The 13,498-nt window shown below is 38.5% G+C and carries 8 protein-coding genes; 5 read left to right on the top strand and 3 right to left on the bottom strand.

The annotated features are described in order from the left end of the window. Positions 1–12: 12 nt before the first annotated feature. Positions 13–3,294 carry a tetratricopeptide repeat protein gene (locus CWC11_RS01875; RefSeq protein ID WP_138681359.1) on the bottom strand — a complete coding sequence of 1,094 codons (3,282 nt, stop codon included), beginning with the start codon at positions 3,292–3,294 and terminating at the stop codon, positions 13–15. After that, entirely contained in the window at positions 3,294–6,002 is a 2,709-nt protein-coding gene (locus tag CWC11_RS01870; RefSeq protein WP_138681358.1) for an endo alpha-1,4 polygalactosaminidase, read from the bottom strand. The genes CWC11_RS01875 and CWC11_RS01870 overlap by 1 nt, the downstream gene beginning before the upstream one ends. 569 nt (positions 6,003–6,571) lie before the next feature. Between CWC11_RS01870 and CWC11_RS01865 the strand changes: the two genes are divergently transcribed. The 5 genes from CWC11_RS01865 to CWC11_RS01845 all read left to right on the top strand — a co-directional run bounded on the left by CWC11_RS01865 (position 6,572) and on the right by CWC11_RS01845 (position 12,501). After that, on the top strand, positions 6,572–8,239 hold the full coding sequence (locus tag CWC11_RS01865; protein ID WP_138681357.1) for a methyl-accepting chemotaxis protein: 1,668 nt from the start codon (positions 6,572–6,574) through the stop codon (positions 8,237–8,239). A 118-nt stretch (positions 8,240–8,357) separates the two neighbouring features. Then, on the top strand, positions 8,358–8,873 hold the full coding sequence (locus CWC11_RS01860; RefSeq protein WP_227006915.1) for a MarR family winged helix-turn-helix transcriptional regulator: 516 nt from the start codon (positions 8,358–8,360) through the stop codon (positions 8,871–8,873). A 133-nt stretch (positions 8,874–9,006) separates the two neighbouring features. After that, complete coding sequence (locus tag CWC11_RS01855; RefSeq protein ID WP_138681356.1) at positions 9,007–9,756, top strand: RIO1 family regulatory kinase/ATPase domain-containing protein; 750 nt, start codon at positions 9,007–9,009, stop codon at positions 9,754–9,756. 314 nt (positions 9,757–10,070) lie between these two features. Continuing rightward, positions 10,071–11,423 (top strand): magnesium transporter, encoded by a 1,353-nt coding sequence (locus tag CWC11_RS01850; RefSeq protein ID WP_104642171.1) that lies wholly within the window; start codon positions 10,071–10,073, stop codon positions 11,421–11,423. 22 nt (positions 11,424–11,445) lie between these two features. Beyond that, positions 11,446–12,501, top strand: coding sequence for a DUF21 domain-containing protein (locus CWC11_RS01845; protein ID WP_138681355.1), 1,056 nt, complete (start codon positions 11,446–11,448; stop codon positions 12,499–12,501). Positions 12,502–12,530: 29 nt separating this feature from the next. Here CWC11_RS01845 and CWC11_RS01840 read toward each other — a convergent pair whose 3' ends face one another. Beyond that, complete coding sequence (locus CWC11_RS01840; protein WP_138681354.1) at positions 12,531–13,145, bottom strand: TIGR04211 family SH3 domain-containing protein; 615 nt, start codon at positions 13,143–13,145, stop codon at positions 12,531–12,533. Positions 13,146–13,498 lie beyond the last annotated feature (353 nt).

Genomic DNA, 13,498 nt, shown 5'->3' with positions numbered 1-13,498 from the left:
CTCTCCTAACATTTAAAAATGTACGTAATAACCTAATTGTAATTGTGTATCTGAGTTACCTACTTTATTGCTACTTTGATAACCCAGCTGTAATTTAAATAAATCGTCGCCCAGTACAGACCAACCTGCGCCACTTGAAACAGATACATCAACCGTATCGTTAAGTGTTTGATACCCCGTACTTATATCGAATAACCATGATGGGCTTGCTCCTAAATACGGTGGCTCTAGTGAGCCCGTTGATGCAAATGAAGTACCTAGCGCAAAGCGTCTAAAAGGTTGCAAATCAATTATTAATGGTCTTTGCTCTGTATTTATTAATGCGTTAACGCGTTCAAAATCTTGCCATTGGGCGCTAAAATACGCATTCCAAATTGGGCGATCTTTTAAAATACTGTACTGGTAACGAGCGTTATACTCTTGGCTGTTAATTAATGAACTGCCATTATCTCTTTGAGAAAATGACATAGCCGCGGCAGAAAGCTGCACGTTCTGTCTATTATCAATATTGTAGTTAACGTAGGCCGTTGCTTTATCTAATTGAGCATAGCTAAGTAGCGCTTCGGACTGGCGATTCTCTACGTTATATTCAATCTTTAAACCGACTTGTGTACGCGCATTCCACTGATAACGTGAATCTAAACTTAGGCCTTGGCGGCTTGCAAAACTTCCCTGGTGGGAGTCAATTTTGGCATCAAAGTACCAACGACCTCGCGTTATTTTGTCTTCAATAGCAAACAGCAATCCGTTGTTATTTAAGTTTTGCTGATCGCTAATACTAAGCTTCCATTGGCCATTAGCATACGGAAAGTAAACATTTACATCGTATTGGCTGCTGTTTAATCCGGCTTCTGGAGAGGCGTTAACTTCAATCGCTCTAAAGTACGATGTACGAGCATTTCTAAGTAAGCTTAATTGTGATTCGTTAGGCTCACCGGTTAGCTCTTCGTACCATCGCTGCATAGTGGCATAAGGCTGTTTTAAATAAAGCAGTGCATTAAGTTCATCAAGTTTACTTAGTGAGGCTTCAGCCATAAGCTGTTTAACTTTATTAAATTCACCATTGGTCATATAAAGCTGAAGCTTTTGCCAAGGCTCTAATTTTGTTGCGGCGCGCCTTGCAAGCCACCAATTTGTTTGCGGCTCGCCTATGGTGTCTGGGGCTAATTCATCCATTGTATTGAGCTGCATTAAATGAGGCATCGCCATAGCGCCTGCCCAGCGAAACATTAAGCCTCTGTATGCGTACTTATCTTTTGGTAAATGCTGCAATAAATAATGATTTAACTCAGTTGCGTTTGCGTAATAGCCTAACTGCTTCATTACGTCAGCTAAGTTCACTAAGGTTGTTAAGTCGCTAGGGTCGCTTATTGCTAATTTACGTAGGTAAAAATACGCGCTGTTATATGATTTTTGATGTATTGATAAGCTAGCTAAAAGCTGTGTCCACTCGTAACTCGGATCATTTTGAGAGTAGTTAGCTAAAATACGCTCTATCATTACAGTATCGTGCATTTGTAGTGCGAGCCAACCTTGCGCTAACACAACATCAGGATTGTATTCACTCAATTTAGCCGCGCGATTTAATGTAGTGTACGCATAGTTTAAGTCACTTTGGTTTTGATACCAGTTAGAAAGCAGCAACCAAGCAGGATAGAGCGCTTTGTTATAACGCTGCTTATCAAGTTCTGCATGAATACGCGCAACCGCTTCTGCATCATTAACTTGTGTACTAAGCAATGCTATTTGTATTAGCTGCCTGTCGGTTTTATTTTCACTGGCCCATAAATATGCTAGTAATTCTTTTGGTTTACCTGCAAAGCGTAATTGTTGGTAATGAAGCATATCACCGACACTTAAAGGGCTAATCTTTTTCAGTTGCTCAAGCGCATATAATTCTTGGGTTTTATCTTGTACTCGCATAGCCATATCTACTTGGGCACTCCAAAATTCATCATCTGAACTTTGTTGCTTGTTTTTGAGCACTTGCAATGCAGTGTTAAAGTCGTCTTCTAGCCAAAATGCACGGGCGATCCACAGTAAATCTTCCTCATTTTTAGGGCCCGAGTATGTTGGCCATAAAGCTCTTAGGGCTTTTAGATTTCCTGTATCGTGCAGTACTTTTGCTTTCCAATATTGAGAAAGGGTACTTTTGCCATTTATTTGCTCAAAGCGTTCTATATGGTTTAGTTCTTGTTTTGGATTACCAATATACTCATTGGTTTGCATCCATTTTGCAAAACCATTGCCTTTAAGATTTCTATTTTGTGCTTTGTATTCGTATATTTCGTCAGCATCTTGATACAAGTACAGCGCGTTAGCATCGTTAATACTATCGGTGAGCATCGCTGCAGTTACAGCTCGGTTAGCCATTAACCATTTAAATTCTTTTAACGCTTCTTTTGGCTTATTTTGCCAGCGCTTAATTTTCCAATTAAGCAAATGAAGCTCTTTATCATTTGGGTTTTTTAATAATAGCTTTGCTAATAACTGCTCTGCACCTTTTGCATCACCACTTGCTAAACGCAGTTGCATAGCTTGTGTTAAATACTGTGTGTTATTAGGTTGTGCTTTAAGTAATACTTCAATAGCTTTAGCGGCATCTTCAGTGTTACCAGCTAAGTTAGCTAAATAAAGAGTGCGTTTAATGTTGCTTGCATCGCCATAGGTTTTCCACCAGGTGTAAGCTAGTTCTGGGCTATCTGCTCCTAAGGCGGTTTCAATAGCTTTTGCGGCTATATCAGCATTTATATAGTGTTTATATATGGCCAACGCCTTTATTGGCATGCCAGCACTTAGCCAATAATCGGCTGCAATAAGAGGCTGGTTGTTTTGCGCGTAGTACTTTGCCACTTTTTCGTTTAAGCCAATTGCTTTAGCTATTTTGAGTACTTTTTCATTCCAGTTATTAAACGCAGTAATTTTAAGCGAAAGCTCTTCTAACCTGTCATCTTCTTTAGCACCGCTATCTACCCACAATGCATAAAGGAGCCTTATTTCAAGCTCTGTTTTTCTTTCACTTTTAGGAAGTTTATCTAGCTCGTTAGTTGCCTGTGAATATTCACTTAGCCCAATATGTAGCTCTATTTTTTTTGCACGCAGCTTTTCATTATTAGGGTCAGTATTAAGTGCCGCATTTAAGTATGACTTCTCAAAGGTGTAATCTTGCGAAAGTGCATCATCTTCAAAAAATAAAGTGTGCGGAAACAAAGCATAAAGTGCAAAACAACTAACGGCTAAAATAGCTAAAATTGTTTTAACAGAAACTAAATGAGGGCGTTTTTTATTATTCATTAAAATGCACCTCTTTTGCAGTTTAAGTAACCGTAAAATTGACCTTCTGGCAGCTTAAACTGTGTTATTTTACCGCGTGAAGTCCCTTTAAAATGTTTACCCATATGGGAGATAAATTCACAAGAACGTGCATTAATTAGATCTAACGTAGCGGGTACCCATGCCTTAAAGCTTACAGGTCCATTAACTTGCCAGGTATCAATAGCAACGTTTGCCGATGCTAAATACGGACTGTTATTGGTTTGTGTATGGTCAAAGCTTAACTGTGCTATATCGTCAGTTATGTGGATGTAATCGCCTTTTTGTGTAACACCTGAAATCCCCGTACTTTGGGTAACATTAGGTACATCAAAGTCACTTGGAATACGTAAAGTACGAATGCTTTTTGAGCTAAATAGCCACTCGTCATCACTGTTTTTTGCAAGTGCTGAAAAATAAAAGTCTTTTGCTATTTTTGCATAATCACTTAAATGCACGGGTGTATTTGGCCTCGCTAATACGTAGTCTATGTTGTGCTTTAGTGCATCAAGCCCAGCAGGCACTTCTGCAGAATAAAAGTGAAAATAGATAGTGTATGGCTTTAATCTGTATGGTTTTTCTGTAATTTCGAATGTTTCTGTTAGGCGCCTAAATCCATAATAAGGGCCGTGCCATAAGTTGGTGTAAACGTTTTCGTTAAGGATTGGCGCGTAAATTTGATAAAGTAAATCACGCTCAGGCCTGCCAATTGGCGATACGTGTGTAAGGCTAGGATTATCTGCATTTACATCGGTATTGCCGCCATTAACATTGAGTACGCCAGCATCGCGAGCAAGCTCAAGTGCTTTAGGGCCTGGCGTTGCATCTCCTGACCAAAGCATCATTACTGTTTTTTTGTTTTTAGGTGTTAGCTTCTCATCAATATATTTTATTGAATCAGTAATTTCTTTTTTAAGGCTAATGCTATTGTAACCAGGTACATCTAAGTGAAAACCATAATCGGTATCATCTACATCTATTTTTTTACGCCCTGAAAGAGCGGTCCAAAAATAGGGATGGCTATAAGTATGTGAAGCTACTTCTACGTAGGGCAGGGCAAAAATATCACGCGCTATGGCTTCAAGTTTAGGGCTCATTTTTGAGTGCAAACCGCCTTGTTCAATATCGGCTTGTATTACAGATGAAGTAAGTGGCAGTTTGTAGTGTTCAATTATTTCATCACGAATCACTTCTGCTGAATAAGGTTTACCTGCAAAGTGCGCAACACTTGTAAAACCATCACCATCTATATGAATAGTTAGCATACGTCGGCCGCTAAGGGTGGTGGTATCAGGAACTAAAATAGGCGGTAGCCCCATGGCTTTTGTAAGTAACGTTCGAGGGTCAATAACCCATTTACTGCCTTCCATTGGGAGTGCGTCTATTAACCACGGCGCGACAACTACAGCGCCATATTTTGTTTTTGCTGCTTGGACAACGGCTAAATTGTCTGCCGAATTAATTGTGATTAATGGCGTTGCATTTTTTGAGAGCTTTAAAAAATAAGGTTTAGTAATCGCCGGAGCAGTTGTTGCTTCCCCTTTTAGCCAAGGTTCAAAGTGAGCTAACTCATAGGGCGCCTTTGGTGAGGTATTTAACGACTCTACACCTAATTTTAATAACAACTTAGATGCATTAGGTAACTCGCCTAAAATAAGCTGTGGTACTACACCTAAATTAGATTCAAGCCAATTTGTAAGTGTTGGAGTATAAAAGGCATCGCTGACTGTCCACGAAATAATACCTGCATGTAAGCTTGGATCCACCAATGGCAGCGGGCGCTTTGCCATATCAACGTAATCAGGAATATAGCCTAAGTACTCAATCATGGTGGCTAGTTTTAAATGAACAAGTGTGTATATAAGCGGTTTAACCTTACTGTTATAAGGAATTAAAATTCGCCTAGGTACCGGTTTTATGCTCGATGTACCCCATGTTTGTAGGTGCCCATCGGTAACCCATGGAGTAAAACCTGCTTGTTTTATTTTAAGTGCCATTGCAAGGCGGTTATTTGGCTTTGCATAATCGATAACTTGTACATTATAACCTAAGGTTTGTGCTTTGTTAAGCTGTGCAATTAGCCAAGCTTGATCATCCTTTGTGGTAAACTTATAGCTGTTGTCGCGTGGGTTATAATGGCTATATAAACCTTCAGCTACTAAATCGCTGGCAAAGCCTGTTAATTTAGGTAATAACTCAAACCCGCGATTAAGAATAAGGTGTTTATTAAATGTATTCGATAAGCTTTTTATGATATTGACTAAGCCCGCTTGTTGCTCAGGCTTATTGTGTTTAGTATCTAAAAGTTGGTAGCTATCTAATGTATCTAAAAACAAGCCAGTAAAACCTCGCGCTTTTAATGAAGCCGCGCTGTTTTGCATATGTTGCTGCCAATGCTCTGAGGTTAAATCAGCAATGTGGCTATTCCAGTTTGGGTTTAATGAAAGTGATGATTCACTTTCATTAAATGACTCTCCTACACTTAAATAGGCATAAACAGCTATATTACGTTTTTTAAACCACGCAAGCTCATGCTCAGTTACTAACTCAGGTTGCACTACAACTCGAGAGTAAAAGGTCATTTCGGCCAGTGGCATAGGGGATGAATAGTAAAATGCGATGCTATTATTTACAGGTTTTGCAAATACATGGACTGATACTAAGAGCGCAAGGTATAAAAAATACTTCATTAGTAATTCGTTTTTAATAAATTATAACTGTGACTCAAAGTAATGCGTTCCGTTTTAATGCTAGCTATTTGGTATTAGTAAGATAGGATTATTATATGTTAATAAAATATCAATATCCACTGGTGCGTTAACACTTGCACCTATTTCTTATACTAACATGCGCTCCAGATTAACTCATCAAGATTAAAGGTAACTAAGGGGCTTTTATTTGGTGTAAATTAAATAGTTTCAACAAAAATTGCTTATAATTTAACACCTCTAAAAAAGTGATTGTTTATTGAGCATAACCTCTATTTTGGCTAGAGGTTTACTTAGCTAAACCCCAAGCTGTTTTATTGAGACTAAGGTCTTAATTTTTTATATGTCATTAAGGCATTCTTACGGCTATAATATGAGCCAACAGATCGTGCTAAATGTATGTTCAATCCTATCTTGTTTGTGTTTATTAAGCTTACTCAAGCATTAATAAAACAATGTAAACAATCGTAATTTAACTATTTGCAAATTAGTTTAACAATAAAAGTTTATTTTTATTGTTTATGACTATTGTTGCTGCGTTCGGAGAAATAATGAGTAATTTAAGCTTAAAAAACAAATTGTTGTTATTAGCTATTTTGCCACTAACACTACTTTTGATTAGTTTAATGCTGAGCTCTTATTATTTAGAGAATAAAAATCAGCAACAAAACTTTGAGTCATTCCAAGCAAAACTTATAAGCGAAAAACAAACTCTATTACGCACTGAGATAGAAATTGCCAGTAAGGTTGTTCGTTATCAATTAGCGAATGGCTCACAGGAAGATGCCAAAAAAGCCCTAAGAGACTTAACCTTTGGGCAAGGTGGTTACTTTTTTATTTACGATACTAACGGTGTGAGCGTGTTCCATGCTTTGTTAGGTGATGCAATTGAAGGTCAAAACAAGATAGGCATGACCGACCCAAACGGTAAAAAAATTATTGTTGGGTTACTTGAGCAAGCCCGTAAAGGGGGCGGTGCATTTAACTATCATTTTCAAAAACCCGGTACGGCAGGGTTAATTGAAAAAATGGGCTATGCAGCCATGATCCCAGGAACAAACTGGATGATTGGTACAGGCGAGTACATGGATGACATTGATGCTGAGCTAGCTAAATATCGTAATACCATGACACAGCACATGAACGATAAAGTGACGACGCTATTATTAATTGCGCTATTTTGGCTAGTGTTAACAATTGCATGTGCATTAATCGCTGCAAATACCATGGTTAAACCTATACAGCGTATGGTGCAAAGCCTTGATGATATTGCCAAAGGTGAGGGCGATTTAACTAAACGTTTAGACATTGATACTAATGATGAAATTGGCCAACTTGGCGAAGCATTTAATATGTTTGTAAGTAAGCTTCACGGTATAATTGCTAATGTTGTTGATGTAACACATGATGTTAAAACCGCTTCTGGAGATATAAATACACAAACGCAACTAATTGAAAGTAAGCTACTTAATCATAACCATGAGACGGATCTTGTTGCTACTGCTATAACCGAAATGTCAGCAACATCTCATGAAGTAGCGCAAAATACGACACAAGTAGCTGAGTCTACCCAAGCGGCAACGCAAGAAGTAGCTAAAGCGCAGGAGTGTGTTGATATTTCACTCAGTGAAGTAAGCCATTTAATGGGTGAGATAAATGTAGCAGCTGAACAGGTTGACTCATTAAGCGATCAATCTAAAAAAATTAATAGTGTATTAAGCGTTATTGGCGGTATTGCAGAGCAAACAAACTTACTTGCATTAAATGCCGCAATTGAAGCTGCACGTGCAGGTGAGCAAGGACGAGGTTTTGCGGTAGTTGCAGATGAGGTAAGAAGCCTTGCGAGTCGTACTCAAGTAAGCACCCTTGAAATTAGTGAAATGCTTAGCGAGCTGCACAACTTAGTGTCGGCTGCAGTAGAGGCAATGCAAGCAAGTCAACAAAGCTGTAATCGCTCTGTAGAGTCATCTCGTGCTATTTCTGAAAGCTTAGGTGCGGTTACCAGCTCAGTAAGAAGTATTAACGATATGAGTACACAAATTGCCACCGCAGCAATGGAGCAAAGTAGTGTTACAGAGGAGATAAACCGTAACGTATTTGCTATTCAGGAAATAGTAAACGAGCTTACTATATCTAGTAAAACAACCTCATCAGTTGGGCTTCACTTAGCTGGACGGGGTGAAAATTTAGGCCAGTTGGTTGGTCAGTTTAAAATTTAAATAATGTAAACGCTTTTAGCTAAAGCCGCTTATTGCGGCTTTATTTTTGTGGTTAGTTTTAGCTACTTAGTTTTTATAAAAATTATTGAATTTTTTGTATGCGCTAGGGTCTATCTGCATGCAAATATATCTACATAGTGAAATAGTTATGCCTAATATGCCATCAATTAAACGTTGTACTCGAGATCAGCTTTCACCAGAACAAGACTTAGGGCGTTTAGTGTCTTTTTTACGTTCAAGACTTGCAACTCATGTTGATGCAAAACTACTCCCTATGGATTTAACTTCAGCGCAGTATATTGTTGTGGTATTACTTGCAAGAGAGTCTGTAAATACACTGGCCGGGCTTTGTGAGTATATGGTTTATGATCGTGGTGCTATGAGCCGGTTGTTAAACCGCCTTGAAGAAAAAGGCCTGGTTAATAAAACACAATGTGAATTTGATAAGCGTTCAACTATTTTATGTTTGAGCGACAAGGGTAAAGCGCTTTGCCCTGAAATTATGCCCTTAGTTAACGAAGTGTATACTCAAGCATTAAATGGCTTTTCTGAGCCTGAAAAAAATCAAATAATTGATTTATTATTTAAAGCCATAAACAACCTAGACACACTGCCAAATGCGCCTCAAAAATAGATTATCAATAAAATAGCGATACTGTTTCAACAAAAAGTTAGCCTGCTAATTACCTGATCTGATTGTGTAGAAATCCCAATCTTGATAATATAGTTGCCTAGGCAATTAAGGTTATCATCTTGTTAGGTTTGTTATGATTGAAAATAATTTGTTAGCACAATTACAGCAGAAATTTCCTGAGCATTCATTTGTGCAACATCACTTAAGTGTTGTTCATAAGGGGCGTTTTGCTAATGCGATTGTATATAGATATAAAGATGACAAATTTGATTTAATAGTAAAAGACTTTAGCCTAAGCCCGTGGTTTATTCGTAAAACATTTGCTCGATTATCTGTTAATCAAGAATATAAAGGTTTAAGCCGACTGGCGCAGTTAGATGCAGTGGTTAATCGTTATAGTCGTTTATCGCCAATAGCAGTAGCATATGACTATATAGAAGGTACACCGCTTAGAAGCCTAATACATGAAGGTAAAACACTGCCAGTTAACTTTTTTAAAGACCTTGAACACCAAGTTGCAAAAATGCACCGCCAAGGCATTGTGCATTTAGATTTGCGAAATATGGGAAACATTTTGTGCGGCAGTGATGGTAAGCCTTACATCATCGATTTTCAGTCAACAATGAGTTTTTCGCGCTTTCCGCGCTGGTTACAACGCTTTATGCGTGGCTCTGATATGTCGGGTGTGTATAAAGCATGGAATAAACTCAGTGATAAGCCATTGCCAGATGCCAAGCAAAATTACTTAACGCGTTTTAATCATGTGCGTAAACGCTGGATATTCAAAGGCTACCCAATTCAGCGGGGTTATGCTTGGGGTGCAGCACTCATTACTCAATTTGTAGATTCTGACTTGGTACGCAATATTACCGACAGACTTTAAGTTAAAGCATAAACTGTAATTTAAAAACACCGATTTCATTGTGTGATTTTGCCCATGTTAGCTCGCTAATATGGGCTTTTTTTTGCTTAAACTAAGCTATTTAGCTTACTCAGTTTAAAAAATATTAATGTAAAAATAATCCCTTTGACTGTTTTTCTAATATTTGAAAATAAACATTAGTACAACATTTAGTTTGCCCATACAATGCGCAAAAATAGCCTGTGCATGTTTAATAAGTTCACGTTTTCTCTGCAATTTTTTATTGTTCAAGTAAACTATAAACAATGTGCATTTTTAAATTTTAAGGTTTTAAGATGATTGAGTATCCGGTAGACCAGCTCCCACAACTCATAAACGACTTGATGCAATGTGAAACAACAGAGCGAAAAAATAAACTCTTAGCAGATGCACAGTTAACGCTCTCAACAGAGCACTTATCATTACTGTTTGAAGCGATACCTAAAGAGCAGCGTCTTGAAATATGGCAGTTATTAGATGAAGACACGCAACACGAAATTTTTGTTAATTTAAGTGACGATAGCTGTTTATGGCTATTGCAAACACTCGATGACACCGATGCGTTTAAGTTACTCGACGAAGTTAACGTAGAGGAACTGCTAGAGCTTGAAGAAGTTATCCCAGAGCGTTTTGTTGAGTATGCAAAAAAGCAACTCGATGAAGCACAAACAAAGCAATACGACTTAGCGCAGCAATATCCGCCAGAGCAATTGGGTCACTGGTTAGGTTTTGACTTTTTAAAAGTGTCGGAAAAACTAACCGCCGGTGGTGCTAAAAAGTTATTACATAAAGGCTTACCTCAATACAGTGAAGTTATTTATTTAGTTAGCCGTAAAGGGAGCTTAATAGGAGAGGTGGCTGTAAACGATTTAATTAAAGCTAATGATGGCGATAATTTAATGACGCTTGCCAATCATGACTTTTCATCACTGCATGCTGATGATGATTTATATGAAGCTGCTGAAGTGGTTATTCACTCAGAGCAAATGGCAATGCCGGTAGTTAACGCAGATAATAAACTATTAGGGCGTTTGACGATTGCCTCAGCATACGAGTTACGCCAAGAAATAACCGACGAAGCAGCTGCTAAAGCCGGTGGTTTACGTGAAGACGAAGACCTATTTGCAAGTGTTCGCAAAAGTGCTAAAAACCGCGGTATTTGGTTAGGTATAAATTTAGCGACTGCTTTTTTAGCATCGTGGTTTATCGGTTTATTTGGCGCAACGATAGAACAAGTAGTTGCACTTGCGGTATTAATGCCGGTAGTTGCCTCTATGGGGGGAATTGCAGGTAGCCAAACCCTTACCGTTATTGTACGTGGTTTAGCGCTTGGGCAGGTTACTGACTCTAACCGTAATGCTTTACTTAAAAAAGAGCTACGAGTAGGTGCTGTAAATGGTTTGGTTTGGGCATTTGTGATAGGTGCGCTTACTTACCTGTGGTTTAACGACATAATGCTGAGCATAACTATTACGGTGGCTATTTTATTAAACTTAGTTGCTGCGTCATTAGCGGGTGTAGTTATACCGTCGATTTTAGACAAAATGAAAATAGATCCTGCGTTATCGGGTTCGGTAATTTTAACCACCGTTACTGATATTGTTGGATTTGTAACCTTTTTAGGCTTAGGCAGCTTATTGCTTTTATGAGCTTTTTGAACAGGAAAATATAATGACTTTTGATGTCATGATTTGGTGTGCTATTGCGCTGTGTATTTCACAATCAGCAATATTTTCGGGCCTAAACTTAGCGTTTTTTTCACTAAGTAGATTACAGCTCGAGATGGAAAGTGCAAAAGGCAATGAAGCCGCAATTAAAGTGATGGCGCTTCGTAACGACTCTAACTTTTTACTATCGACTATTTTATGGGGCAATGTAGGTATAAACGTATTACTTACGTTGCTTTCTGATTCGGTACTTATGGGCGCAAGTTCGTTTTTATTTTCTACAATTGCTATTACTATTATTGGTGAAATAACACCACAAGCCTATTTTTCGCGTAATGCGCTTAAAATGGCAAGCTTGCTTTCGCCGCTTATTAAGTTTTATCAAATACTGTTTTATATTGTAGCTAAACCTACTGCGCTGGTTCTTGATGCATGGCTAGGTAAAGAAGGTATTACCTACTTTGCTGAGAGTGAATTAAGAGGCATTATTCGCAAACATATAGAAGCAGAAGAGGCTGATGTTCAACATGTAGAAGGTATTGGCGCACTTAACTTTTTTAGCCTTGATGAAATAAGTGTCACAAAGGAAGGGGAAGTTATAGACCCTGATTCAATTATTGCACTGCCAACTAAATTAGATTTACCAATATTCCCTGAGCTTACTTTAAGCGCCGATAACGACTTTTTACGTAAGTTACATAAATCAGGCTATAACTGGGTAATTATAACTAATGAGGAGGGTTGGCCTTTACTTGTTGTTGATGCTGATGGCTTCTTACGTTCAGCGCTTTTTGAGCCTGACACGTTTGACCCATATTACTATTGCCATAGGCCTATTATAGTGGCTGACGAAACAATGCGTTTAAGCGACGTTATTTTAAAAATACGCGCAAGTCATTCTTTAGATAAGTCGTTTGATGGAGCAATTGATCACGACGTAGTATTGGTGTGGGGCGATGAGAAACGCATTATTACTGGTGCTGATATATTTGGGCGGTTACTCAAAGGTATGAGCGCCCCAAAACTTGAACTTCATGAAAATATAGAAAAGCCGCTATAAAGCGGCTTTTTTATTGTGCAGAGTAGGGCTTATGCCCAGCCTTCGTAACGTTTACGACGCGATAGCACAATTGTTAGTATAATACCTAAAAACAGACCTAAAAACGCAATTGCACCACCGTAAGTGAGTAGTTGGCGTTTTTCTTTAGAGCTTGCAGCTTGCTTTTGAACACGCTCTTGTTCAAGAGTCGTTTTAAGCTTAGTAATTTGTGCAGATAACTGCTGGTTTTGGTCTGTCAGTGTTTGAGTTTGTTCTTGCAACTGTGGAAGCTCTATTTGTGCTTGGCGTAGCTTTTCTTGCATGGTACTCATTTCACTGCTTAGTGTTTTGTATTGCTGATGTAAGCCTGCGGTTTGTGAAATAAACTTAGCTTCTACCCAGCCTTCACGATCTTTATCGTCTTTTACTTTAATAAAGCCGTTTTCTTCGCTTGATAATAAAGTTAACTGTGTACCTGCATCTACAGAACCCAATAACCGATAATTTTTACCTGCACCCGAGCGCATAAATGTATATAAATTGTCGATAATATAAGCGGTGTTTGCATTTGTTGAATTTGTTGAATTTGCTGGTTGAGCTTCTTCTGCATGGCTCATAAATGTGGTGGCTGTTAAAAGTAGCCCAAATAAACAGTGTTTTAGCATTTATCTACCTTGTTGGTCTTACCGAGTCCGTTATTGTCGTGATTTTTATTTCACATAAGTAGTCAGATAGTATGGATTTAATAGCGCAATAGCAAGGTTGATATTGTAACCCAGCTAAGGCTTGGGGCCTGTTTATCTTTCGAGGTTGAATTTGCAGCAGACTGTTTGGTATTTAGGCAAGACAGAGCCTATGTAGTGTGGTTATTCCCCATAAATAGACGATAACGTAGCATCAATACCAAACATGCGCTGCCCTTCGGGTTCTACTTAGGGGCAATTTACTCTTTGTTGCCTACATGGATGTAGGTAAGGGGCGTGAGCAGGACGCGGAAGCTTTGCTCGGTTTTTACTTA

It is taken from the genome of Pseudoalteromonas sp. S3178 (assembly GCF_005886985.1).
GTDB lineage: Bacteria > Pseudomonadota > Gammaproteobacteria > Enterobacterales > Alteromonadaceae > Pseudoalteromonas > Pseudoalteromonas carrageenovora.
Note: the sequence above shows the minus strand (reverse complement) of the source record. Positions and strands in the feature narration are given on the sequence as shown.

Coding starts and splice junctions, on each gene's coding strand:
- CWC11_RS01845 (WP_138681355.1), top strand. CDS start 11,446: ATGACTTTTGATGTCATGATTTGGTGTGCTATTGCGCTGTGTATTTCA.
- CWC11_RS01875 (WP_138681359.1), bottom strand. CDS start 3,294: ATGAATAATAAAAAACGCCCTCATTTAGTTTCTGTTAAAACAATTTTA.
- CWC11_RS01860 (WP_227006915.1), top strand. CDS start 8,358: ATGCAAATATATCTACATAGTGAAATAGTTATGCCTAATATGCCATCA.
- CWC11_RS01865 (WP_138681357.1), top strand. CDS start 6,572: ATGAGTAATTTAAGCTTAAAAAACAAATTGTTGTTATTAGCTATTTTG.
- CWC11_RS01840 (WP_138681354.1), bottom strand. CDS start 13,145: ATGCTAAAACACTGTTTATTTGGGCTACTTTTAACAGCCACCACATTT.
- CWC11_RS01855 (WP_138681356.1), top strand. CDS start 9,007: ATGATTGAAAATAATTTGTTAGCACAATTACAGCAGAAATTTCCTGAG.
- CWC11_RS01850 (WP_104642171.1), top strand. CDS start 10,071: ATGATTGAGTATCCGGTAGACCAGCTCCCACAACTCATAAACGACTTG.
- CWC11_RS01870 (WP_138681358.1), bottom strand. CDS start 6,002: ATGAAGTATTTTTTATACCTTGCGCTCTTAGTATCAGTCCATGTATTT.